We start from the raw sequence: 22,793 nt of genomic DNA, 5'->3' as shown, positions 1-22,793 counted from the left end.
CGGCATCACGGTGACATCGAATGGGCAGACGGGGACTTACACGGAAAGCGCGGATACGTTCCGCTCGCCGGTGAGCGGCTGAGGGAAGAAACGGGCTGGCGTGGAGAGTTGGGAGCGGGTTGCGGCAACGGAAGTCGAGGGACTGGTTGCCGCAACCGCCTGATGCAAACCCGGGAGTCCGGGCGACAGGCAATTACTGCTTGATGCCTTCTGCCTGGATGTGCAGCGTGGTCTGCATCTTGAAGCCGTAGGTCTTGCCGAAGTCGACGCCGAAGTCGTCGCGATTGAACGTCGCGGTCGATTCCGTGCCGCACACTTCACGCTTGAGCATCGGATTCATGATGCACTTGAACGATTCGATCTTCAGATTGACCGGCTTGGTGATGCCGTGCATCGTCAGCGTGCCGATCACTTCCACCGGCTTGTCGCCGTCGAAGCGAATCTGCGTGCCCTTGTAGGTCGCGGTCGGGTACTTCGCGGCGTCGAAGAACTTGTCCGTGACCAGTTCCGCGTCGAGCTTGTCGTTGCCGATATCCACCGAGCTCATGTCGATCGTCACGTCGACCGTGCCGGTCTTCGCCGCGCGATCCAGCACCACGGTGCCGCTGCTCTTCTTGAACTTGCCGCGCCAGATGGACAGGCCGCCGAAGTGATCGGTTTCGAAGCTCGGGTAGGTGTGTGTCGGGTCGAGCTGATACGTATCGGCTGCCATCGCGTTGAACGACAGTGCAGTGGCCAGCGCGCCTGCGGCGAGCAAAAGTTGTTTCTTCAAGTTGTTCTCCAGGTTTCAGAAAGTGCTGTGACGCTTCGTGTCGAGTTATTTCTTCGAAGCGACGATGTGAAATTTGATGACGACTTCATCGGCGACCACCGACGTGTCTTTCCATTCGCCAGTACCGACGTCGAATTGCGAGCGCTTGATCGGCAACGCGCCGTCGAAGGTTTGCGTGGCGCCCTGGCTGGCAATGGTGACGGGCACCACGACGGTTTGCGACTTGCCCTTGATGGTGAGCTTGCCGGTGATCTTGTACTGGTTGCCGCCGGCCGGCGCGATCGCGCTGGAGACGAAGGTTGCGGCCGGGAAGGTGGCGCTGTCGAACCATTCCTTGCCTTGGGCCTGCTTGTTGTAGTCGTCGGCGCCGAGGTCGTAGCTGCCGGTGTCGATCGACACATTGGCGCTGCCCGCGGTGCGCTTGGCCGGATCGAAATTCAGTTGCGCCGAGAATTTCCTGAACTTGCCGTCGACGGGCACGTTCATCTGTTTCGTGGTGGCAATTACGCTGCTCTTGCCCGTGTCGACATCGGCATGCGCGAGGCTTGCGCCCAGCAGCGAAAAGGCCGTGATGCCGGCGAGCGTCACGCGTTGAACGGAGTGGTAAAAGTTTGCTTTCATGGTGGTACGCATCCTATCGAACCCGCGTGCGTTGATTGCGCACCGCTGGGAATTAGATTGCCAACAAGCCGTAGCCAATCGCCGGCTGTCCGCCGCTGTCTGCTGCTGTGTGGCCATCGTCTGCCGTTACTTGAGGAACGGAATCATTCGGGCGAGCAATCCGTCGCGATCGACGAATTGATGCTTGAGCGCCGCCGCCACATGCATCGCCACCAGCGCGAGCAAGGTGTAATTGAGCAGCACGTGGACCGTGCGCAGACTTGCCTTGAGCGCCTGATCCGGGCCGATGAAGGTAGGCAGCGGCACGATGCCGAGATACACCACCTGAATGCCGGCGGCGGAACTATAGAAGTAGCCGGACAGCGGAATCGCCAGCATCAGCACGTACAGCACGCCGTGCACCAGATGCGCGGCGGCCTTCTGCCATGCGGGCGTGGCGCTGTCGAGCGCCGGCGCGCGGTGGGTGGCGCGCCACAGCACGCGGGCCACGGCGAGCACAAATACGGTTACGCCGATCCACTTGTGCCAGGAGAAATACTTCAGCTTGGTCGGCGTGAAGCCGGGGATATCGGTCATGATCCAGCCGATATAGAAGCCGCAGATGATCAACGCCGCGATCAGCCAGTGCAAGGCAATGGCGGCGCCGTGGTAGCGGTCTGAACGGACGGGGCTGGATTTCATTCTTTAACGTTCGTGGGTTATCGGGTATTGCAAGTGAATGCGAATGGTAGGGATGCCAATGAAAACTGAATAGCCGGGGAGAAAGGAACAGATTGTTGTATCCGTGACGCTAATGTCGCTGGAATAAAGCGGCGCGGCGGCCGTAATGGGCCGGTAGGTCGTCCGCTGTGTTAATTTGCCGGCTGAACCGCCAGGAGAGTCGAGACCGATGAACAGGATTGAAAACAACAACATCGCGCTAGGCGCGGATTTTCTGCGCCACGAGGTGGCACCCGTGGCGACTGCCGCGGCCGGGGTGGAAGGCTACATGGAGCACGACGCGGCTGTCTACCGCACGTTGCTCGAATCGACCAAAGCGATTCCGTGGAAGATCGATTGGGCGACCATGGAGTTCGCCTATATCGGCCCGCAGATCGAAGCCCTGCTGGGCTGGGCGCCCTCGAGCTGGAAAACCGTGCAGGACTGGGCCGCGCGCATGCATCCCGAAGACCGCGAGAAGGTGGTCGAATTCTGCGTCGCCCAATCTCAGGCGGGCACCGATCACGAAGCGGACTATCGCGCGTTGACGAGCCGGGGCGAGTACGTGTGGCTGCGCGACGTGGTGCATGTGGTGCGCGACGCGCGCGGCGAGGTGGAGTCGCTGGTCGGCTTCATGTTCGATATCAGCGAGCGCAAGAAGACCGAGGAGAAAGTGGCCGCGCTGCAACGGGAACTCGAGGCGCTCTCGTTCGTGGACGGCCTGACGGGCGTCGGCAATCGCCGCGCGTTCGACGCGCGCCTGCAGCGCGAATGGAGCGCGGCGTTGCGTCATGCGGCGCCGCTCTCGTTGATCATGGTCGATATCGACTTCTTCAAGTCCTACAACGACTACTACGGACACGTGCAGGGCGACGAGTGCCTGAAGCGAGTCGCCGGCGTGTTGAGCAGCGCGGTGCGGCCGGGCGACTTTGTCGGCCGCTTCGGCGGGGAAGAGTTCGTGCTGATCCTGCCGAACACCGGCGCTGACGCCGCCCGCCAGGTGGCCGAGCGTTGCCGCGACCGTATTGCGACCGAAGAGATCGCGCATGAGCGCTCGCCGTTCCGCCAGACGGTGACCGCCAGCTTCGGCGTCGGCACCACGATTCCGGCCGAGGCGGCCGATCCGGTAGCCTTCGTCAATCTGGTGGATACACAGTTGTACTGCGCCAAAGATAACGGCCGCGATTGCATTGCGGCGGTGAACCGCGTGGGATGAAGCGAACGCAACGGCACGGCCATAGGCGCGCAACTTGCTATGTCAGCGCCTGCGACCACCGCAACATGGGCGAGTTCGCCCGGCCATGCCGGACATCGCGCTCGCGCGTCATCAATCATCCTGGGCTCACTTCGTGAATTCCATTTTCCTGTCTTGGGGTATCGCCGCCGCCGCCACGGCGGGCGTCATCACGCGGCCGTTCAAATGGCCCGAAGCCGTGTGGGCCGTGGCCGGCGCGCTGCTGCTGGTCTCGCTCGGTCTGTTGCCGGTCCATCTGGCGCTCGAGGCGATCGGCAAGGGCACCGACGTCTATCTGTTTCTCTTCGGCATGATGCTGCTGTCGGAAGTGGGGCGCCGTGAAGGCCTGTTCGACTGGGTCGCCGTGCTCGCGGTCAACCATGCCGAGGGTTCCCCTCGCAAGCTCTTCCTGCTCGTCTACCTGGTCGGCGTGGTGATCACCGCGTTTCTCTCGAACGACGCCACCGCCGTCGTGCTCACGCCGGCCGTGTTCGCCGCCGCCAAAAAGGCGAAGACGCATCCGCTGCCCTTGCTGTTCGTCTGCGCGTTCATCGCCAATGCGGCGAGCTTCGTGCTGCCGATCTCGAATCCGGCCAACATCGTGCTGTACGGCAATCACACGCCCGCGCTCGGCGCCTGGCTGATGCGCTTCACGCTGCCCTCGCTGCTGTCGATCGTCGCGACCTACGTGATGTTGCGCTGGACCCAGCGTGACGCGCTCGCCGGCGCCTGCGAGGCGAATCTGGAGCCGGTGGAGCTCTCGTCGAGCGGCAAGGTGGCGCTCGCGGGCATCGCGGTGACGGCCGTCGCGCTGCTGACGGTCTCGGCGTTCGATGTTCCGCTCGGCATGCCGACCGCGATTCTCGGCGCGCTGACCGCGCTGGTCGTGCTGATTCAGGAGCGCAAGTCGCCGCTGCCGATGATCCGCGAAATCTCGTGGAGCGTGCTGCCGCTGGTGGCCGCGCTGTTCGTGCTCGTCGAAATGCTCGATCACACCGGCGTGATCACGGCGGCGGCTCAACTGACGCAGCGCGCCGCGCAACATCACGAACTGGCCACGGCGGGCTGGGCAGGCAGCGTCATCGCGATCGGCAGCAATCTGATGAACAACTTGCCGGCGGGTCTGATCGCCAGTTCGACCGTGATGCAGGCGCATAGCCCGGAGCGTGTGATCGACGCGCTGCTGATCGGCGTCGACCTCGGCCCGAATCTGTCCATCACCGGTTCACTCGCAACGATCCTGTGGCTCAACGCGATTCGCCGCGAGGGCGAAGACGTGAGCTTCATGAAGTTTTTGAAGGTGGGCGCGCTGGTGATGCTGCCGGCACTCGTGCTGGCGCTCGGCGCGCGGATCCTGACTGGTTGACGGCGTGAATCGAGCGTCGAGGGCGGCGGTGGCTTCCGGGCCGCCCGGTTACCACCGCGTACCGGTGGGACGCAGCGGCGCTTCGGCGATCGACGCTTCGTCCGCTTCGTCCGCTTCGTTCAGCGAGCGCAGCGTCTCCTCGAGCCGCGCGATACGCTCGCGCTGTGTCGGCATCAACGTCGGCCTGGGCAAATTTCGCAGGCGATTGTGCCAATAGGACAACGGAATGCGATCGTTGCTGGAGATCATCCCGAACACACGTTCGAGGTGGGCGATCTCCTTGTCGAGTTCCTGGTAGTTCATCTGATGTTCCCCCAAAGGGTGGTGGCCGGGCCGACATCTGTCCGCAAGCCACTCGCGAGTCCAATGGTTGGACAGCTATGTCCCACGAATGGACATGCGCCACGTGACAAGCGACATTTAGCCAACGATGTTCCGCACGCGCTGGAACGGAATCGCATCGCATTTGGCCTTCCTCTAGAACCGCGAAACCCACCGCTTTATTCCAAGGGTCCGTTCGGAGTTTTGCAACACGGACTCGCGCTCCGCATCACGTCGCCGGACATGCTTCAGGACAACGGGAATTCACCAGGCGTTCTCCCCAACAGCATGTCCTATGCTGGTTCAGCGGCTTTTGTTGTAACCAGCACATCGGCTGACAAGACGCTGAGCGCGCCTAACGCGGCATCATCATGACGGGCTGAGCGTAGGTCACCGCGGGGGCGGGCACGATCGCGTAGTTGGTTGGCGCGGGTACGACGACGGTGGTGTACAGGGGGACGGGCTTCGGCGCCGTCACCGTTGCCGCGACCGGAACGGCCACGGGAAGGGGAACCGGCGGGGGCGCCACCACATACACTGGATTGACCGGCACGGAGTAGTAGACCGGGCGCGGCGGCGGTGCGTAGATCACGGCGGCGGGCATATAGACGACCACGCGGGCGAACGCCGTCGACGAACAGGCGAGGCCGATGGCGGTGACAGTTGAGGCGCAAACGAGGCGAATAGTCAATTGGTACTCCTGATGCGTTGAGCGGTGCGATGCGTCTTCGGGTGAAGAGGCGGGCCGGCTGGCTCGGGTGACGTGAGAGCTCAGCCGTTGCGACGAGGCGCTGACGGCGCCGGCAGACGAAAGATACGCAAAGCGCCGTGAAAACGGCATCGCAAACTCATTTCATTCCATGTCACGCCGAGGCGGTGTTGCGGCGTGCGTGTGTGTATGGAGCGCATGCTGCATTTGCGGTGGTGGCAAGCGTGGCGGCTTGTGACGCGGTCACGCAAGCCATGACATAAGTCGACATGATTCTGAAGTTGCCTTCAGGCGACGCTTCCCCAAGAATTCGGCCTGTCATCGAAACGGATCGCGGCAAACGGCAGGCGACGCTCGATGGCTCAATCGAAGGAGTCAGTCATGAAGAAGTTGATCGCTATCGTGTTGCTGTGCTGCGCATCCACCGTCACGTTCGCTCAAGCCGCGCCTCAAGGCGGCGACTCGCAGCGCATGGAGCGCATGGTGCAGCAGTTGCAATCGCGCTTTGCGAATGCCAATGCCACGCACGACGGCAAGCTCACCAAGGACCAGGCCGCCGCGGGCATGCCGATGGTCGCCAAGCATTTCGATGAGATCGATACGCAGAAGGCGGGCTACATCACCCTGCCGCAGATCGAGGCATTCATGCAGCAACGCGGGGCAACGCACTGAAGCGCGCGAGCATCGGCGGGACCATGAGGCCGTGGCGCGGCGCGGTGTGCCGCCGGCGCGCGAGCCGTCCTGCCGAACCATCAGCCGTCCTCTGAAACCAATAAAAACGCGCGATGAAACCTGCCACGTCCCGCCATCTGCACGTCGCCGGCGCGTCGATTAGCGGTCGCGTTCGCGTCGGCAAGCCGGCCGCGGGCATCGCCATTTATCAGTTACCCGAAGCGAATGCGCTGGAAGCCGGCATCGTGCTGGACGACGCGATCGTGACGTTCGAGCAGAAAGCCGCGCGCATTCTGCCCGCGGGTATCGGCTATGAATCGACCGCGAGGTCGTATCAGGAGAAGTGCCAGCGCGCACCGTTCGCTCGGGATTGCGGTATTTTCGGGGATGCTCGCTTCCACCTGCATCGCCGTGCTGTTCATTCCGTCGTTCTACGTGCTGTTGCAGCGCCTCTCCGAGCGGCATGCGGCGCGGAAAACGCCGCCCGACGCCTAGCCTGAACCGAGGAGCCTTCGCATGGATCGCCCCGCCAAAATCATCGTGCTCGACGACGAAGTCGAATTGCGTAACATGCTGCAGCGCTTCCTGCGCGGGCACGGCTTCGACGTGCGCGTCGCCGAGGACGGCAAGCGTCTGGACCGCTACCTGGAGCGCGAACCATTCGATCTGCTGGTGCTCGATCTGATGATCGGCGAAGAGGACGGTCTCGCCATCTGCGCCCGCTTGCGCGAGCAGGGGCAGACCTTGCCGATCCTGATGCTGACCGCGAAGGGCGATCCGCTCGACCGGGTGGTCGGCCTCGAAACCGGCGCCGACGACTATCTCGCCAAACCGTTCCTGCCGCGTGAACTGGTGGCGCGCATCAACGCGCTGCTGCGCCGCCAGAAGATCGCCTCGGGCGAAGTCACCGTGACGTCGCAAAGCGTGCGCTTCGGCGATTTTTCGCTCGATGTCGCCAAGCAGCAGCTCTCGCGCGTGGGCGAGTTGCTGGATATTCACTCGGCGCAGATGCTGCTGCTGGTCGCACTCGCGTCGTCGCCGAACCGGCCGGTGAGCCGCGACAATCTGCTCGCGCGCGCACGGGGCCGCGAGCACGATGCGCTCGATCGCAGCATCGACGTGCAGGTGCTGCGGCTGCGGCAGATCGTCGAGGACGATCCGTCCAAGCCGCGCTTCATCAAGACCGTGTGGGGCGTGGGCTACATGCTGGTCGCGGACGTCGACTCATGACGCGCCCGCTGCTGCACAGGTTGCTGCCGAGAACGCTGCTGGCGCGCAATATCGCGCTGCTGATCGCGCTCGTGATGCTGAGCCAGGTGTGTTCGCTCGCCGTGTTGCTGCATTATGTGCAGCGGCCGCGGGTCGAGCGCGCGGCGGCCGTGTTCGCCACTTATGTGACCACACTCGACAATCTGCTCGCCGCCACGCCGCCCAACACGCGTCGAGAATTGACGACGCGCCTCGACATGCGCGCACAGGTTCCGGACGAAGCCGTCGCCGAGCCGCCGCCGAGTTTCATGGGCGCGTATCGCGTCTATCAGCGCCGCATCTTTCTCCAGAGCCTGCGCGCGCACCTGCCCGCCGACATGCCGACGCGTTGGCAATTGGTGGGCGGCCAGCGCCTGTGGATCCGTATGCACGCGCCGGCCGACGCTCCGCAAACGCCGTACTGGATCGCCCTGCCGATTCCCGAAGACGCGCAGGGCAACGGACTCGACGCCGCGATCGTGCTCTCGCTCGGGCTCGGCGCGCTGGCGGCATTGACCGGTTATGTGATCCAGCGCCACCTCAACCGGCCGCTTCAGGAATTGACGCGGGCGGCGCGCCGCGTGAGCGCCGGCGAGACGCCCGCGCCGCTGCCGACAGACGGCCCCACGGAAATCGCTGCGGTGAGCGGCGCCTTCAATCAGATGACGCAGGCGTTGCAGCAAGCCGAGGCGACGCGCGCGCTGATGCTCGCCGGCATCTCGCACGACATCCGCACGCCGCTCACCAAGCTGCGCCTTTCGATGGCCATGGCGATGCCCAGCGGCAGCGACAGCAGCTTCGTGGTCGCCGCCGAATCGTATCTGGATCAGATCGAAACGATCTTGCAGCAGTTCATGGATTACGCGGGCAGCGGCGAGCGCGAGCAGCCGGAGCCCGGCGATCTGAACGCCTTGGTCGAACGGCTCGCGGGGGATTTCGCGGGGCTGGGTCACGAGTTCGATCTGTCGCTCGCGACTTTGCCCGCTGTGCCGTACCGGCCGATCAGCATGATGCGGCTGCTGATGAACCTGATGCAAAACGCGATCGTATACGGCGGAACCGGACTGGCGGTGCGAAGCTGGGCGACGGGCGAGGCGGTGTATGTGGCGGTCGGCGATCGCGGCAAAGGTCTTTCAGCGCAGGAACTGGAGCAACTGAAGGCGCCGTTTCAGCGCGGCCGCAATGCGCGTTCGCATAGCGGCGGCACCGGCTTGGGACTGGCGATCGTCGAGCGGATCGCGCGGCTGCATGGCGGCAGTCTGGAGTTTCATGCGCGCGAGGGCGGCGGGCTGGAGGTGTGGGTGGTGTTGCCCCTTAGCGCCCCGACGCGCTAAAAGTGGCCGTTGCGAGGCGTCGTTGCGCTGCTGCGCGTTCTTCGCTCACTTCCGGTCGAACCATGCATCCAGCCCGACCCGGAACGCCACGCCCGCGATCACCGGCACGGTCAACATGAGGATGATGCCGAAGTTCGGAATCTCGTCGCCGTACGTAATCGGACCGTAAAGCACGACGGTCGCCACGATCGCGAAGACCACGATGCCGACGGCCACCATCAGAAGATTGCGCGCGGCGATGGGCATCACCTTGCGCGGGGCCTTGTCCGGCGTGGCGCTGGCAGCGGGGACTTTGTCGGGTTGGACGGGCATGATGGTTCTCGTGACGATAGGAAGCTGCATGAGGAGCACCGGTGAACCGAACTCCACGGAAGGCGCACGATGGGCATCATACCAGGGCGCGTGCGTGCCGCGCATTTCACGCCGCGCCGACCACCAATCCCGCGGCCACGATCACCAGCACGAGTGCGGCGATCGCGCTGAACCGGTAATCCCGTTGATGCAGGAACACGCCTAACATCAATATAAGCCGCATTACCGGCAGCAGGATAAAAAGCGCGATGCCGATAGTCACGACAGGCATCCCGGCCGATGCCGGATGACTGGCGCCGGGGGTCCGCATGGCGGCCAGGGCGATGGCGAGGCCGAGCGCGGTCGTGCCCGTTGCGATCCACGTGCCGTAATGCAGCAGCGCCGCCAGCCAGTGTTCGAGCCGCGCGCCGGCCCGCGCGATGCGGCTCATGCCGACGCTCCGAACAGGTGAACGCCGAAGGCTTCGAGCAGCATCTGCACGGCAAGCGCCGCGAGCACCGCGACGAACAACACGCGCAGCCGGTCGTTGGAGACGCGCATGAGCACGCGCGCGCCGAGCAGCGCGCCGGCCACCGAGCCCAAGGCCACCGGACCGGCGATCGCGGTCACGATCTCGCCCCTCAGGAAGTACGCGCCGGCGCTGGCCGCCGCCGTCACGCCGATCATGAAGTTGGAGGTCGCCGACGAGACCTTGATCGGCAGCCGCAGCGCGGTATCCATCGCGGGAATCTTGAGCACGCCGCTGCCGATGCCGAGCAGCGCCGAAATCAGACCCGCGCCGTACATCAGCGACAGGCCCAGCGGCACGCGCTGCACACGGTACGCGACGTCGCGTCCGAGCGCGCGGTCCGGATAGCTCGAATCCAGCTGCAACGAGGCGCCCCACGAGTTGGCGCGGGGCGTGCCGGCGGTTGCGGCGGCGCTTGCCGGATCGATACGCCGTGCGAGCATTTGCTGCGCCGACAACAGCAGGATCACGGCGAAAATGAAGTACAGCGCGGGCACGGGAATCAGCCCGCTCAGCAGCACGCCCGACAGCGCGCCGAGCGTGGTCGCCGTTTCCAGCACGAGCGCGAGCCGGACGTTGGTCAGGCGTTCGCGCAGGAAGGGCGCGGCGCCGCCACACGAACAGGCGATCACCGAGACGATGCTGGCGCCGATCGCGACGTGGATATCGACGTGGCCGAACATGGTCAGGACCGGTACGATGAAAATGCCGCTCGCCATGCCGAGCATGCCGCCCAGCGCGCTCGCGCCGAGCGACACCGCGAACAGCCATAACGTGTAGTGCAGATCCATCGCCGCCGTGCCCGTCATTGGCCGCGCGGCTTGCGCCGCGCAAGGCGGGTCACGAACTGGATCTGGTCGCCGCGGTAGTAGAGCTTTTCGTAGTCGACGGGACGGTTGCCGTCGCCATACGAGGTGCGCTCGATGAGAAAGATCGGGCTGCCGGGCGCGATGTCGAGCGCCCGAGCGACGGCTTTGTCGGCGGCGATCGCTTCGAGGCGGTACTCCGCCTCGATCAGCGGCATGCCGTACTTTTGCTCGAGCAGCGTAAAGATCGGCTCGGCCTCCAGATCGTCTTGCATGATCTTTTCGCCGATGTCTTGCGGCAGCCAGGTTTCGTCGAACGAGAGCGGGGTGCCGTCGGCGATGCGCACGCGCCGGATGTGCACGACCGGCGTGCCGGGTGCGAGCGACAGCTTGCCGGCCACCGCTTCGCTGGCCTTTTCGATCTGCTTGCCGACCAGCCGGGCGGTCGGATGACGGCCGTGCGCGCGCATGTCCTCGACGAAGCCGCTCAGTTCGGTGAGCGGCTGGGTCAGGCGCGGCTGCGTGACGAAGGTGCCTTTGCCACGGCGGATTTCGATCAGGCCGCGCGCGATCAGGTTCTGCACCGTCTTCTGCAGGGTGGTGCGGCTGATGTTGAAGCTGGCGAGCAGGCTGGCTTCGTTGGGTAGCTGCGTGCCCGGCGGATAGGTGCCGTCGGCGATGCGTGCGGCGAGGGTCGCTTCGACTTGCGCGTAGAGAGGGAGCTGGTTGCTGCGGTCCGTGGTCATGTTAGACATCATGACGTCATGATGTCTTGGTGTCAAGGGCCGGTTTTGAGGGGCGGCGTCAGTGCCTGGCTGCGATCGTCATGAGGTCAAGGCTGAAGGGATTCGATCGGCAAAGATACTGACGCGCCTCGCGTGGGCGGCGAAACGATCATTGGAGTGTTCAGCGCGATTGCTACGGGAAATCATTTCCCAGAATCTCCATCAACGTCCGCGCATTCCGCTGCCCCTGATCCTCGAAGCAATTATTGAAAATGACATGCGTGCGTCCTGCCCGTCTCGCAATCGCGCGGATCGGGACGGCCAGTTCCGTCAGTTCCGCTTCGTTGTAGTCATAGTCGAAGCGATCCGCGGCGCTCGCCGCGCCTGTCGCGCTCCACGTCTGCGTGTTGCGCCCATGCAGACGCACCATCGCGAGTTCAGGATTCGTCGCCTCCCACACGGTATGCACGCGGTTGCTCACGTCCGGCGGCGCATCGACGATCACATGCACGATGCCCCGCTCGCGCAGAAACTCGAGCGACCAGGCCGCATGCTCGTCATCGAACCACGACTGATTGCGAAATTCCGCCGCCATCATGTAGCCCGCCATGCGCGCCCGGCATTCCTCGACCAGCGCGAGGCCATCCGGCGCGCGCGTGATCCACGGTGCAAACTGGAACAGCACGGCGCCGAGTCGTCCGCTCACGCGCAACGGTTCGAGCGCTTCCAGATAGCGCCGCCACAGTTCATCGCGGATGTCGTCGGGCATGTCGCGGTAGTAGACGTTCTTCTTGCGCGGGCCGGTGATGCCTTCCGGCAGCGCCATTGCGATGTCTCTCGGCAGCGCTTCGGGCGAAGTCTGATGTCCGGTGAAGAGACGAAACGCCTTGAAGTTGAAGGTGAAGCCTTCGGGCGTGCGCTCAAACCACAATTGCGCATTGCTCGCCGATGGCATGGCGTAGTAAGCCGAATCGACTTCGACCAGCGGGAACTGCGATGCATAAAAACGCAGACGTGCTTCAGCGCTGCTGCTGCCGCGCGGATAAAAGCGCTTGCAGGCAATCAGCGTCTTGTCGGTCCAGCCCGCGGTGCCGCAGCGAATGTCCATCGGCGAAGTCGGTTGAATGCGTGGCGTGCGCCGGCTAGGACGCTTCTTCGGTGTGATCGATCCAGTCCGCGAGTTCGCGCCGTAGCTCCGCGATATCGAGCGGTTTGCCGAGCAGCCGCGCGCCGGGAATGGCGTCGCCGATCTGCGCGCTCTTGCCGTAGCCCGACACCAGCAGCACGCGGATACCCGGCTGCTGGCGCAGCATGGCGCGCGCGAGGCTGTCGCCGGACATGCCCGGCAACGTGAGATCAGTAAACAGGATGTCGAAGTGTTGCGCGGGCACGAGCGGCAGCGCTTCTTCGGCGCTCGCGACCGCGGTGCAATCGAGGCCCAGGGCGTTCAGCAGGTCACTGAATGCTTCGCGTGAATCCGCGTCGTCTTCGACCAGCAGCACGCGAGCCGGCGTGCCGGGCGAGCGCGCCGTCCCCCACGGGGCCTTCCTTTGGGATGCAGCCTCGGTAGCGCAATGCTGGCTTTCCTGCCTGGACTCTCTGCCTGGGTCGTACACGGCGGGCGGCACGCAGGCGGCGATCTGTCCATCGGCGACGGACACGGACAAGGACACGCCGGCAGGCGTGGCCGCGCCGGCACGCAACACGCCCCGCACCTTGCGGGCAAGATCGTCACGCCGGTACGGCTTCGAGAGCAGCGTGATGCCGGCGTCGAGTTTGCCGTGATGGACGATTTCATCGCGCGTATAGCCGGAAGTGAAGAGCGTCGGCACCGCGGGCGAGCGCGCCGCGGCACGTTGCGCGAGCTCCACGCTTTTCACCTTGCCGGGCATGACCACGTCCGTGAACAGCAGATCGATCGGCACATCGCTGTCGATGAACTCGATCGCCGCGTCGCCGCTCGACGCGGTCAGCACCTTGTAGCCGAGTTGCGCGAGCATTTCGACGGCGGTCAGGCGCACGTCGGCATCGTCTTCGACGACCAGAACGGTTTCGCCGCCGCCGCTCGGCGCCGCGGTCTCGTCGACGGCTTCCGAGGTTTCGGCTTCGCAGCTGCGCGGGAAAAACAGCGAGACGGTGGTGCCGCGTCCCACTTCGCTGTCGATCAACGTGTGACCGCCGCTTTGCCTGACGAAGCCGAACACCATGCTCAGGCCGAGGCCGGTGCCGTGGCCGTCGGGCTTGGTGGTGAAGAACGGTTCGAACACGCGTTGCAGGATTTCGGGCGGCATGCCGGCGCCGGTGTCGGTGACGGAAAACACCACGTATTCGCCCGGAGAGAGTTCTGGTTTGCCTCGGCAGAACGCGGCATCCAGCACTCGGTTGGCCGCGCGCACGGTGAGCGTGCCGTCCGCCTGCATCGCGTCGCGCGCGTTGATCGCGAGATTGAGCAGCGCGTTTTCCAGTTGATTGCGATCCACCTGCACGTTCCACAGATCGTCGCTCAGGACCGTATCGATCCGGACCGTTTCGCCGAGCGCGCGATGCAGCATTTCGCTCATGCCGCGGAGCAGGCGGCGCGGGTTCAGCACGGTCGGCGAGAGCGGCTGGCGCCGTGCGAAGGCGAGCAGATGCGCAGCCAGTTTCGCACCGCGTTTGACGGCGTCCGTCGCGGCGGACAGGCGGCGCAGCGTGGCCGGGTGCCCGCCGGCGTCGGCGGCAAGCATTTGCAGGTTGCCGTTGATCACCTGCAGCACGTTATTGAAGTCGTGCGCGACGCCGCCCGTGAGGCTGCCGATCGCTTCCATCTTCTGCGCCTGGCGCAATTGCTCCTCGGCCAGCGCGCGTGCCGCGACTGCGTCGGCGACGCGCTGTTCGAGGGTCTCGGTCAACTGGCGCAGCGACTGTTCGGCGATCTTGCGTTCGTGAATGTCGATCAGCACGCCGGGAAAGCGTGTCGGTTCGCCATGCTCGTCGAATTCGCACTGGCCGTTTGCCTGCACCCACATATAGTCGCCATCGGGCCGGCGGATTCGAAACTCGGCGCGAAACGGCTCGCCCGAGCGGATCGCCTCGGCGGTCAGTTGATCGTTGAGCGCCTGATCGTCCGGATGAAGCATCTGGATGGCTGCATCGCGCTCGACGCCCTTTGCGGCTTCTTCCTGCAGAAAGGAAAAGGTGCGCGCGAAACGTTCGTCGCCGCTGACCTTGCCCGTGTGCACATCCAGCACCCATGTACCGAGCACCGTGCCGGTATTGAGCGCGAGTTGCAGCCGTTCGTTGGTCTCGTGCAGTTCGGCCTCGGCGCGCTGCCGCCAGCGTTCGGTGAGCACGCGCGCGGTGGTTTCGACGACCACCGCCAGCACGCCGGCCGGCGCGCCGCTGTCGTCGGCGACCGGGCTGTAGTAGAGATCCATCCACACGTCTTCGGGTTTGCCGTCGCGCAGCAGCACCAGCTCCTTGTCGCGATACGACAGCGTGCCGCCCGCGAGACAGGTGGCCATGACATGCCGGTTGAAGTCGGCGACTTCCGGCCAGCCGTGTTCGACAGGACAGCCGAGCAGATAGGGATGGCGTCCGCCCGCGAAGATCGCGTAGGCGTCGTTGTAGATCATGTAGCCGGGCTTGCCCCACAGCAGCACCAGCGGCACCGGCGAGGCGAGCAGCAACTGGACCGTGGCGGTCAGACTGCGTGGCCAGTTTTCAATGGCGCCGAGGCCGGTGGCGGCCCAGTCGAATGCGCTGATGCGCTGCGCCATCTGCCCGCGCCAGCCGGGGCAGCCGTGGTCTTGTGCCGGAAATGGCATGCTGCGCTCCACAGAGGTCACGTCGATGAAAGTGTCCCCACTCTGCCGGCGCGCGCGACGCGCTTGCACTCTCAGCAGGAGGCGGGATGAATCTTCTGCCGTGCACCGCGAGCCGGCGGATAGCTGACACGCGGTTGCGACAATTGTAGGCCACAACGCCGGGCCGGTGACCCGTCACGCATGGGTTATGGGGTTTAGCCGAAGCCTGTCCGCAACGGGGTTCGCAAGAATTACCTGGACGAAGAACCGAGTGCCCCGGATAGCGGAAAGAAGCTCACAGGTAGGCATTTCATGCGGAAGATGCCGGCGTGATTCCGGCCGCTGCGTGCCGCTTACAGACTGCATTCATCACGCGGGCGCGCATCCTGCTGCCGCCATTTGTTCAACTGCGCCGACCGGCGCACTGTGGGCCTGGACGCCACGCAGAAATTTGAACGTCGATAAAAGCGGACCGCACAATGAGCAAGAAAAACATCACACGAAACAAGCTGCCTAAAGCGGATGTGCGCCAGGCGTTGTTGATCACGCGCCGCAACGCCAGAATGGCGCGCTCGGCACACGCTTATGTACGCGGCAACACCAGCAAGTTCTACGAATGGCTCGAGGGCATCGAAGGCCATGCTTTGCCGGAGGGTCCCGCGATCTGGATTTGCGGCGATTGCCATACCGGTAATCTCGGACCCGTTGCCGACGCGCAAGGGCGCGTCGAAATCCAGATTCGCGATCTCGATCAAACGGTGATCGGCAATCCGGCCCACGACCTGATTCGCCTCGGCCTGTCATTGGCGACCGCCGCGCGCGGCTCGGACCTGCCGGGCGTGACGACGGTACGCATGATGGAAGCGATCGCGGACGGTTACGAGCGCGCCTTCGACGACGCCGCGGGCGACGCCGACATCCACGCGGAAAAGCCCGAGGCGGTGCGAGTGGTGATGAGGGAAGCGGTGCGCCGTTCGTGGCGCCATCTCGCGGAGGAGCGCATCGAGGATCTCGAGCCGAGCATTCCGCTCGGCCCGCGCTTCTGGCCGCTCGCGAAAAGCGAGCGGCGCGAGATCGACGCGCTGTTCGAGAAAGGCACGCTGGCGCGGCTCGCCACGGTGCTGCGCGGCGCGGGCGACGAGGCCGCCGTGGACGTGCTCGACGCCGCTTACTGGGTGAAGGGCTGCAGTTCGCTCGGCAGGTTGCGCTATGCGGTGCTGCTCGACATCGACGGCGCGGCGGTGGAGGGCGACGACTTGTGCCTGATCGATATCAAGGAAGCGGCGCAAGCGGCCGCGCCGCGCTATCCCGGCGTGCGCATGCCGCGCGATAACGCGGAGCGGGTGGTGGAGGGCGCGCGGCATCTGTCGCCCTCGCTTGGCGAGCGGATGCGCTCGGCGCGTCTGGCGGAGCGCGCCGTCGTGATTCGTGAACTGCTGCCGCAGGACATGAAGTTGACCATCGAGCAGTTCACCCGCGACGAGGCGATGAAGGTAGCGCGCTTTCTCGCGATGGTGGTCGGCAAGGCGCACGCGCGGCAGATGGATAGCGCCGAGCGCAAGGGCTGGCTCACCGAGCTACGCAGAAACCGCTCGAAGACGCTCGATGCGCCGGGGTGGCTGTGGACGGGCATCGTCGAATTGGTGAGCAGCCATGCTGCCGGTTATCTGGAGCATTGCCGGCGGTATGCGACCGGTCGCGATGACGGCTGATGCGGTGTGCTCGCGGCGGCGGCAGCCTGAAGCGGGCCGCGCCGTCGTGAGACACGCAAAGATCAATTCGACAACGACAGATACGGCGAAACAAGCGGCGTGGGCGGGAACGGCTGTAACCCGGTCTGCTTGCTGAAGCTATACCGCACATAGACCGCCGCGAGATACTCGCGATATTCATAAGCATTGCCGAGCGAAGCCGTCGCCCCGAACGCCAGTTGCGGCGCGAGTTGATATTCGCCCACTGCGCTGAGCGAATACGACACGCCGGTCTTGCTTTGGCTCGGGTACTGCGCGTTGCTCTGCACGCTCGTACCGAACTGCGCTGCGTTTCCTACCGCCGAACTCTGCCGGTTGGATCCGTCATTGAGCGGGAAATAATTCGACGCATCCTGGCGGTAGTGCTGCACTCCGATCGATCCCTTCACGTCGTACGTGAACGCGCCATTACGTCCTGTCCATTCGATCGGCAAGTTCAGAATGACGTATTCCTGCGGGCTGAAGTAGCCCCCTTGGCCATACGTGAAGTACGACAGATTCTTGTTGTAGCCCATCACCGTCGTATTCACGCCGATCGTAAAGGTCTGGTCGGCATCTTTCAGCAGGCGCGTGTAGACGCCACCCCCTACCTTGACGGCGACATTGCCCTGCACGTTGTCGCCCTTGTAGTACTGAACCGCCCCGTTCACATACAGGCCGCTCGTGCCGTCGTCCCATGCGAGGCTGGCAAGGCCGCCGGTCGATGTGATGCCACCCCATTCGAGGCCGGAACCGGCATCGTGCGCACCGGCATAGGACAGCAGACTGTCGGTCACCGCGCGGCGCGCGACGGCCAGCGAATACGACACCTTGTCGGTAATGCCGCCGTTGTATTGCGCGCCGCCCACGATGTTGGTCTCGCGGAAGCCGATCGGCGTCACGCCGATATCGCCGCTGATGCTGCGGCCTTCGTAGCCGACCGACAGGCCCACGCCGCTCGCCGTCTGGTTGCCGTAGGTGTTGTTGCCCGCCTTGGCAGCCGCGGTGGACGTGTCGTTCGAGAGGCCGGCGCCGAATCGCGCGAGCGTCGAGACATTGCCGGCGGCCGTGCCGGCATCGAGGGTGACAGGCGTCGCCGTGACGACGACGTGGCCGTTGCCCGCCCGGATGCGCCCCTGGATCGGCGCTTCGATGTCGGTGAGGTTGGACAGGCCGTCCTCGCCGCTGCGGTTACGGAACACGATCCCGCCCGAGATGCTGCTCGACTGCTCGCGGTTGACCTGCGCCAACTCTTCGGCCACGCCGAGCGTTTGCGTGTTCGCCACGTTCGACGGTGCGTAAGTGTTGCCGTTGCCGTTCGCGCCGGGTTGTGCCGGATAGTACGGCTGGGCGTAACCGGTGGGCGGCTGCGGAATGTACGGCTGCTGCTGCGCGTAAGCCTGCTGCGGCGGATACGGCTGGTAAGGCTGTTGCTGTTGCGCCGGATAGGGTTGATAGGGTTGCTGCGCGTAGCCCTGCTGCTGCGGATACGCCTGCTGCCCGTAATAAGGCTGCTGTTGCTGCGGATACCCTTGCTGTTGTCCATACGGCTGCTGCGCGTAAGCCGGCGCATTGCGGCTATTCTTCGACGCGCTTTGCTTCTTGCTGGTCGAGCGCTTCGAACTCGTGCTCGCGCCCGGTGCGCCATACGGTTGCGCTTGCATTGAACCGGCAATGGCCTGCGCTTCGCGCGCGGCCGGCGACATCGGCCAGGGCGTGGCCGCATAACCATCCTGCGCGCCGTATTGCGCTTGCTGCGGATAAGGCGCCTGCTGCGGATAAGCCGGGTTGTACTGCGGAGCCTGCTGCATCGGCGGCATCTGCGCCTGCTGTTGCATCGGCGGCTGTCCTTGCCCCGGATAAGGCTGCAATGGCGCACCCGACTGGCTCGACCCGTAAGTCTCCTGGCCGTAGCCACCCGAGTCGGCGCCACGGCGCGGCGCGTTGTACGGCAGGGCGGCGGGCGCCGGGCTCGGCGCATAAGGCTGCGCCGGCGCGGTATAAGGCGCGACGTAAGGCGCGGGTTGCGTAGGCGGCGGATAGTTCGGCACGGTCTGTGTCGGCAAGGAAGACTGCGAATACGGAAGCGCTGCGCGCGCGGCGTTATAGCCGCCGCCGGCATTGTCGGCGTCGGTCGGCGTGACGGTGGCGGTTTTGCCTTCGAACGGATTGGTGCCCGGCAGCGGCGTCGCGCCGATCCGGCGCATCGCCACTTCCCAGCCGCGCGGCACGTTGCTCGCCGGGCTGCGCGGGACGTTGGCCATCAGCGGCGTGTTGGCGGCGACCAGCGAGCGTTGCAGAAAAGTCGACGCTAGCGACAGTTTGCCTTCCGCGCGATACATGCGGCCGACCGTCGCCAGCAAGCCGGGATCGCCGGGCGCCGCGTTCAAGGCCTGCTTCGCGAGCGTTTCGGCATAACTGAACTGCTTCGCGCCGGCCGCGGCAGAGATCGTTGCCTGCAGCAGGTTCAGATCGTCGGGCTTGCGTTGCAGCGCGACGCGATAGCTGGCGAGCGCGTTGCGATCGTCGCCGGCGCTCGAATAGAGGCGGCCGAGCGCGGCCTGCAGATCGGGATTGTCGGGCATCGCCGCGAGCCACGGCGCGATCACGTCGTAGGCGCTGGCGAGGTCGCCGCGCTGACGCACCGCATCGCACTGCTTGATGACGATGCCGAGATTCAGGTTGCCGAAGTCGGTGCGTTGCTGCGGCGTCAATTGCATCGACGCGAGCCGCCGCATCACCATGCCGAGTTCGGCTTCCTGTTGCGTGGCGGACAGAATGCCCGCGTATTGCAGCAGCAGATCGGTGTTGCCGGGCGCCGCGTTCATCGCGGCGCGCACGAGTCCGAGCGCGCGGTTCGGGTCGCCGGCTTGGCTGTAAGCGGCGGCGATCACGCCGATCAGTTCGGGGCTGTTGCCCGCGACCGGCTCGGCGGCGTGCAGCGTGGCGAGTGCCTGTTGCGTCTGCCCGTTGCGCACCATGCGCGTGGCGAGGTCGGCTTGCTGATGCACCCACAAGCGGTGCTGCAAGGTCGCCATCGCATCGGTGCGCTGCGCGACCGGAATGCGGTCGAGTTGCGCGAGACCCGCGGACCAGTCCTGCGTTTCCGCCGACAGCAACGCACTCGCGTACAACGCGTCGGTCATGTCGGGATGCGCGGCGAGCAGGCCGTCCATCATGCTGCGCGCGTTGGCGACCGCGCCCTGGCGCACGTAGATGCGCGCGAGGTCGAGACGCAGCCACGGATCGTCGGGCGTGTTCAGCAGCGCGTCTTCGAAGAGGCTGCGCGCGCTGCCGAGATCGCCGCGCGCTTCGGCCGCGCGCGCTTGCGCGGCCTGCGCTTCGCCACGCAGACGGTTGATGCCGCCGGCCTTCGACTGCTGTTCGGTGTTGAGTTGATTGGCGAACTGCAGCGCCTCGTCGCCGCGGCCTTGCGCGGCAAGTGCGCCGACCAGCCCGCGCACCGCGTCGGGGTTGTCGGCCTGGCGGCGCAGCGCCATCCGGTAAGCCTGTTCGGCGCCGCTCGGATCGCCGTTGGCGAGCAGCATTTCGCCGAGCAGCACCTGCGCGGTGACGTCGGACGGATTGAGCGCGATCGCGCGTTCGAACAGCGACTTCGCCTTCGCGAATTCGCCGTTGCTGCGCGCGCCGATCGCGTCGCTCGTGTAGGTCCAGTAGGTCGCACTGTCGAGCGCGGTTTTCCAGCGCGCCGGATTGCCGTTGCGCGACGCGCGTTCCAGATAGTTGCGGGCTTCGGCGAAATGCTCCTGCTTCAATGCGGCGATGCCCATGCCGCCGAGCGCGTCGGGGTCGTTCGGGCTGGTGGCCAGCACCGAGGAAAACTTCGCGCGCGCCGTCGCCACGTCGTTGCGATCGAGCGCGGCGAAACCGTCGGCGATCGTGCGGCCGCGCGCGTCGACGGCGGCGTTTTCCTGCGAGCGGGCGCGGGCCGTGCTGTCTTGCTGCACCATCGAATCGAAGCGTGCCTTGACGGCGGCGTCGTCGGTGGCGGTTTGCAGATAGGCCTGATAGAGCGGGGCGTCGGAGGGCCGCGCGTCGAGCCACAACAGCGCCTGACGCCAGCTCTTTTTCGCCGACGCGGCGACCGTGCTGTCGCCCGCCAGTTTCTGCAACCGCGCGATGCCGTCGCGGCGCGTCACGTCGCGATAGGTCAGATGCTGCGCGTAGGCGAGGGCGTAACGCGGATCGTCGGGGTTGTCGCGCGCGAGTTGTTCGAGACCGCGGCGCGCCTGATCCCAGCCTTGCGGCGTGGCCGAGAGCGCCTGGTAGTATTCGAGTTGCAATTCGGGGGTGGCCGGTTTGCCGCTCAGCGCGCGCTGGTATTCCTGCACCGCGCTCGCGCTTTGACCGCTTTGCGCGAGCCGCCGCGCGTCGTTCACGGTCTGGTCGCGCAGGCTCGATTCGCCGAGGCGCCGGCCGAGTTCATCCAGATTCGGATAGTTCGGCGCGACCGCTTTCAGGCGCGCCAGATATTGCTGCGCGCCGGCGCCGTCCTTGCGGTCGGCGAGCACCATGCCCATGCCGAACAGCGCGTCGGGCTGCTTGGGATCGATGCGCAGCACCTTCTGCCACGCCTGCTCGGCGAGGTCGCCGCGCTGATGCGATTGCCAGTACTTGCCCTGATCGATCAGCACGTTCAAAGGATCTTTCGACGCCTGCGCCAGCGCGTCCGGCGAAACCGTCGCCACGCAACAGACCGCCGTGAGGCTCAGCGCGAGGCGCAATGACAACGCGAGGGCGCTCAGTCGCATGCGTTTCTCCAACTCGGCACGAGACGTCCGGCTTCGTCGAAACGATAGCGGCCGTCGATGAAACCCGTGCCGAACAAGCCCAGCACACGATCGTAGTAAACCGGTTCGCGGCCCGGCACGCTGGTGTCGAGCGCGGCGAGATGCGTGCGCGCGAGGCCGAGGCCGCGCTCGTCGCCGAGCGCCTTGAAGTACGGCGCGAGCGCGCCCCAGTAGCTGAGCGGTCCTTCGCCGCTGGCCGTGCCGGTGGTCGATGAAACCTTCTCCGGCGGAAAGCCGGTTTGCGCGACGCGGGCGCGCATGCCGCCGAGCGCCGCGAGCCACGGCTTGGCAAGCGGATCGGCGGGCGAGGCGAGGCCGGCCCACAGATAGACGCGGATCGCGTCGTAGCTGCCGGTGTCGCCGTTCTTCGGATCGACCACGAACTGGCCGTTTTGCCAGGCTGCCCAGTCAGGCGCAAAGCCTTGCGGCGCGGTGGTTTTGATGAGCTTGTAGGCGCTGTCGGCGAGCTTGCCCCACGGGCCGTTCGGCATTTCGTGCGCGAGCGAGCGCAGCACGGGCAGCGGCAGATAGCTCGGATTCAGGCGCGTCACGCCGCCGGTTTTGAAGCCTTGCGGTCCGGGCAGCAGCATCGGCCCGACGCCCGGCAAGGTGGTCATTTCCTGACGCGCGATCTGCGTGGCGAGTGCTTCGCCCAGCTGGGTGTAGCCCGCTTCATGCCACAGGCGGCCGGCTTGCAGCAGATCGTAGGCGATCCACAAGTCGGAGTCGGAAGCGGAATTCGGATCGAGCACGCCGTACGAGCCGTCCGCTTTTCTGCCCCATTGCCACGACGGCAGCCGCATGTTTTGCGCGTCGAACTGATTGCCCGCGAGGTTGGTACGGGTCCAGCCGAGCAGCCGGTCGAAGGTCGCGCGGTCGTTCGCGACCAGCGCGAAGAAGAGCGCGTACGACTGGCCTTCTGAGGTGGTTTGCTGCGCCGGCGTGGAATAGTCGATCACGCGGCCGTCGGCCTGCACGAAGCGCTCGACGAACGCGCGATAGCCGCTCCAGTCGCCGCAGGCGCCGGGTGCGGCGGTGGTCTGCGCCACCTTGACGAGATTGGCGAAACTCGCGGACGCCGCCAGCCCGAGCGTCAGCGCCACGCCGATTTTCTTGTTGATTCGAACCCGCATATCAGTC

The 22,793-nt window shown here is 65.3% G+C and carries 20 protein-coding genes; 7 read left to right on the top strand and 13 right to left on the bottom strand.

From position 1 onward, the window contains the following. Positions 1 to 193: 193 nt before the first annotated feature. The 3 genes from P0D80_RS04930 to P0D80_RS04920 all read right to left on the bottom strand — a co-directional run bounded on the left by P0D80_RS04930 (position 194) and on the right by P0D80_RS04920 (position 2,074). Positions 194 to 772 carry a YceI family protein gene (locus tag P0D80_RS04930; protein WP_132382471.1) on the bottom strand — a complete coding sequence of 193 codons (579 nt, stop codon included), beginning with the start codon at positions 770 to 772 and terminating at the stop codon, positions 194 to 196. A gap of 45 nt (positions 773 to 817) precedes the next feature. Continuing rightward, the gene (locus P0D80_RS04925; protein ID WP_408281732.1) at positions 818 to 1,393 is read right to left on the bottom strand and encodes a YceI family protein; all 576 of its coding nucleotides are present in this window, start codon (positions 1,391 to 1,393) and stop codon (positions 818 to 820) included. 126 nt (positions 1,394 to 1,519) lie between these two features. Further along, entirely contained in the window at positions 1,520 to 2,074 is a 555-nt protein-coding gene (locus P0D80_RS04920; protein ID WP_132382474.1) for a cytochrome b, read from the bottom strand. A 208-nt stretch (positions 2,075 to 2,282) separates the two neighbouring features. Here P0D80_RS04920 and P0D80_RS04915 point away from each other — a divergent pair, with 208 nt between their 5' ends. Together P0D80_RS04915 and P0D80_RS04910 are read left to right on the top strand one after the other, a co-directional pair. After that, entirely contained in the window at positions 2,283 to 3,308 is a 1,026-nt protein-coding gene (locus P0D80_RS04915; protein ID WP_408281730.1) for a sensor domain-containing diguanylate cyclase, read from the top strand. A 133-nt stretch (positions 3,309 to 3,441) separates the two neighbouring features. Further along, complete coding sequence (locus tag P0D80_RS04910) at positions 3,442 to 4,692, top strand: arsenic transporter (RefSeq protein WP_408281729.1); 1,251 nt, start codon at positions 3,442 to 3,444, stop codon at positions 4,690 to 4,692. 48 nt (positions 4,693 to 4,740) lie between these two features. On the opposite strand, the gene P0D80_RS04905 is transcribed toward P0D80_RS04910, so the two are convergent. Together P0D80_RS04905 and P0D80_RS04900 are read right to left on the bottom strand one after the other, a co-directional pair. After that, positions 4,741 to 4,995 (bottom strand): hypothetical protein, encoded by a 255-nt coding sequence (locus P0D80_RS04905; RefSeq protein WP_408177105.1) that lies wholly within the window; start codon positions 4,993 to 4,995, stop codon positions 4,741 to 4,743. Between the two features lie 373 nt (positions 4,996 to 5,368). Further along, positions 5,369 to 5,704, bottom strand: coding sequence for a hypothetical protein (locus tag P0D80_RS04900; RefSeq protein ID WP_132383280.1), 336 nt, complete (start codon positions 5,702 to 5,704; stop codon positions 5,369 to 5,371). A 399-nt stretch (positions 5,705 to 6,103) separates the two neighbouring features. On the opposite strand from P0D80_RS04900, the gene P0D80_RS04895 reads away from it, so the two are divergent. From P0D80_RS04895 to P0D80_RS04880, 4 genes are all read left to right on the top strand, one after another. Further along, positions 6,104 to 6,394 (top strand): EF-hand domain-containing protein, encoded by a 291-nt coding sequence (locus tag P0D80_RS04895; protein WP_132382480.1) that lies wholly within the window; start codon positions 6,104 to 6,106, stop codon positions 6,392 to 6,394. Between the two features lie 113 nt (positions 6,395 to 6,507). Continuing rightward, the gene (locus P0D80_RS04890) at positions 6,508 to 6,894 is read left to right on the top strand and encodes a hypothetical protein (protein ID WP_408281726.1); all 387 of its coding nucleotides are present in this window, start codon (positions 6,508 to 6,510) and stop codon (positions 6,892 to 6,894) included. 16 nt (positions 6,895 to 6,910) lie between these two features. Continuing rightward, entirely contained in the window at positions 6,911 to 7,624 is a 714-nt protein-coding gene (locus P0D80_RS04885; RefSeq protein WP_408177108.1) for a response regulator, read from the top strand. Then, positions 7,621 to 8,976 (top strand): ATP-binding protein, encoded by a 1,356-nt coding sequence (locus tag P0D80_RS04880; RefSeq protein WP_408281724.1) that lies wholly within the window; start codon positions 7,621 to 7,623, stop codon positions 8,974 to 8,976. The genes P0D80_RS04885 and P0D80_RS04880 overlap by 4 nt, the downstream gene beginning before the upstream one ends. Positions 8,977 to 9,021: 45 nt before the next feature. Here the strand turns inward: P0D80_RS04880 and P0D80_RS04875 are convergent, their stop codons facing one another. From P0D80_RS04875 to P0D80_RS04850, 6 genes are all read right to left on the bottom strand, one after another. Further along, a complete protein-coding gene (locus P0D80_RS04875; RefSeq protein WP_132382485.1) occupies positions 9,022 to 9,288 on the bottom strand; it encodes a hypothetical protein in 267 nt (88 codons plus the stop codon). 106 nt (positions 9,289 to 9,394) lie between these two features. Then, positions 9,395 to 9,718, bottom strand: a complete 324-nt coding sequence (locus P0D80_RS04870; protein WP_408281722.1) for a DUF1634 domain-containing protein — start codon at positions 9,716 to 9,718, stop codon at positions 9,395 to 9,397. Next, positions 9,715 to 10,587 (bottom strand): sulfite exporter TauE/SafE family protein, encoded by an 873-nt coding sequence (locus P0D80_RS04865; protein ID WP_408281954.1) that lies wholly within the window; start codon positions 10,585 to 10,587, stop codon positions 9,715 to 9,717. The genes P0D80_RS04870 and P0D80_RS04865 overlap by 4 nt, the downstream gene beginning before the upstream one ends. Before the next feature lie 14 nt (positions 10,588 to 10,601). Next, complete coding sequence (locus P0D80_RS04860) at positions 10,602 to 11,348, bottom strand: GntR family transcriptional regulator (protein WP_408281719.1); 747 nt, start codon at positions 11,346 to 11,348, stop codon at positions 10,602 to 10,604. 172 nt (positions 11,349 to 11,520) lie between these two features. After that, positions 11,521 to 12,435, bottom strand: a complete 915-nt coding sequence (locus tag P0D80_RS04855; protein WP_408281718.1) for a DUF72 domain-containing protein — start codon at positions 12,433 to 12,435, stop codon at positions 11,521 to 11,523. A gap of 34 nt (positions 12,436 to 12,469) precedes the next feature. Further along, positions 12,470 to 15,133, bottom strand: coding sequence for a hybrid sensor histidine kinase/response regulator (locus tag P0D80_RS04850; protein ID WP_408281717.1), 2,664 nt, complete (start codon positions 15,131 to 15,133; stop codon positions 12,470 to 12,472). 458 nt (positions 15,134 to 15,591) lie between these two features. Here P0D80_RS04850 and P0D80_RS04845 point away from each other — a divergent pair, with 458 nt between their 5' ends. Next, positions 15,592 to 16,824, top strand: coding sequence for a DUF2252 domain-containing protein (locus P0D80_RS04845; RefSeq protein WP_408281715.1), 1,233 nt, complete (start codon positions 15,592 to 15,594; stop codon positions 16,822 to 16,824). A gap of 62 nt (positions 16,825 to 16,886) precedes the next feature. Here P0D80_RS04845 and P0D80_RS04840 read toward each other — a convergent pair whose 3' ends face one another. After that, the gene (locus P0D80_RS04840) at positions 16,887 to 21,614 is read right to left on the bottom strand and encodes a cellulose synthase subunit BcsC-related outer membrane protein (RefSeq protein ID WP_408281713.1); all 4,728 of its coding nucleotides are present in this window, start codon (positions 21,612 to 21,614) and stop codon (positions 16,887 to 16,889) included. Then, the gene (gene bcsZ, locus P0D80_RS04835) at positions 21,605 to 22,786 is read right to left on the bottom strand and encodes a cellulose synthase complex periplasmic endoglucanase BcsZ (RefSeq protein WP_408281712.1); all 1,182 of its coding nucleotides are present in this window, start codon (positions 22,784 to 22,786) and stop codon (positions 21,605 to 21,607) included. Before bcsZ ends, P0D80_RS04840 begins: the two co-directional genes overlap by 10 nt. Positions 22,787 to 22,793: the final 7 nt, after the last annotated feature.

This window comes from Paraburkholderia sp. RL17-373-BIF-A (assembly GCF_046030175.1).
Taxonomy (GTDB): domain Bacteria; phylum Pseudomonadota; class Gammaproteobacteria; order Burkholderiales; family Burkholderiaceae; genus Paraburkholderia.
Note: the sequence above shows the minus strand (reverse complement) of the source record. Positions and strands in the feature narration are given on the sequence as shown.

Bases quoted from the DNA above. Each gene is read 5' to 3' on its own strand.
- P0D80_RS04840 (WP_408281713.1), bottom strand. From the start codon at position 21,614: ATGCGACTGAGCGCCCTCGCGTTGTCATTGCGCCTCGCGCTGAGCCTC.
- P0D80_RS04850 (WP_408281717.1), bottom strand. From the start codon at position 15,133: ATGCCATTTCCGGCACAAGACCACGGCTGCCCCGGCTGGCGCGGGCAG.
- P0D80_RS04905 (WP_408177105.1), bottom strand. From the start codon at position 4,995: ATGAACTACCAGGAACTCGACAAGGAGATCGCCCACCTCGAACGTGTG.
- P0D80_RS04875 (WP_132382485.1), bottom strand. From the start codon at position 9,288: ATGCCCGTCCAACCCGACAAAGTCCCCGCTGCCAGCGCCACGCCGGAC.
- P0D80_RS04865 (WP_408281954.1), bottom strand. From the start codon at position 10,587: ATGGATCTGCACTACACGTTATGGCTGTTCGCGGTGTCGCTCGGCGCG.
- P0D80_RS04870 (WP_408281722.1), bottom strand. From the start codon at position 9,718: ATGAGCCGCATCGCGCGGGCCGGCGCGCGGCTCGAACACTGGCTGGCG.
- P0D80_RS04860 (WP_408281719.1), bottom strand. From the start codon at position 11,348: ATGACCACGGACCGCAGCAACCAGCTCCCTCTCTACGCGCAAGTCGAA.
- P0D80_RS04915 (WP_408281730.1), top strand. From the start codon at position 2,283: ATGAACAGGATTGAAAACAACAACATCGCGCTAGGCGCGGATTTTCTG.
- P0D80_RS04895 (WP_132382480.1), top strand. From the start codon at position 6,104: ATGAAGAAGTTGATCGCTATCGTGTTGCTGTGCTGCGCATCCACCGTC.
- P0D80_RS04925 (WP_408281732.1), bottom strand. From the start codon at position 1,393: ATGAAAGCAAACTTTTACCACTCCGTTCAACGCGTGACGCTCGCCGGC.
- P0D80_RS04920 (WP_132382474.1), bottom strand. From the start codon at position 2,074: ATGAAATCCAGCCCCGTCCGTTCAGACCGCTACCACGGCGCCGCCATT.
- P0D80_RS04855 (WP_408281718.1), bottom strand. From the start codon at position 12,435: ATGGACATTCGCTGCGGCACCGCGGGCTGGACCGACAAGACGCTGATT.
- P0D80_RS04885 (WP_408177108.1), top strand. From the start codon at position 6,911: ATGGATCGCCCCGCCAAAATCATCGTGCTCGACGACGAAGTCGAATTG.
- bcsZ (WP_408281712.1), bottom strand. From the start codon at position 22,786: ATGCGGGTTCGAATCAACAAGAAAATCGGCGTGGCGCTGACGCTCGGG.
- P0D80_RS04890 (WP_408281726.1), top strand. From the start codon at position 6,508: ATGAAACCTGCCACGTCCCGCCATCTGCACGTCGCCGGCGCGTCGATT.
- P0D80_RS04845 (WP_408281715.1), top strand. From the start codon at position 15,592: ATGAGCAAGAAAAACATCACACGAAACAAGCTGCCTAAAGCGGATGTG.
- P0D80_RS04880 (WP_408281724.1), top strand. From the start codon at position 7,621: ATGACGCGCCCGCTGCTGCACAGGTTGCTGCCGAGAACGCTGCTGGCG.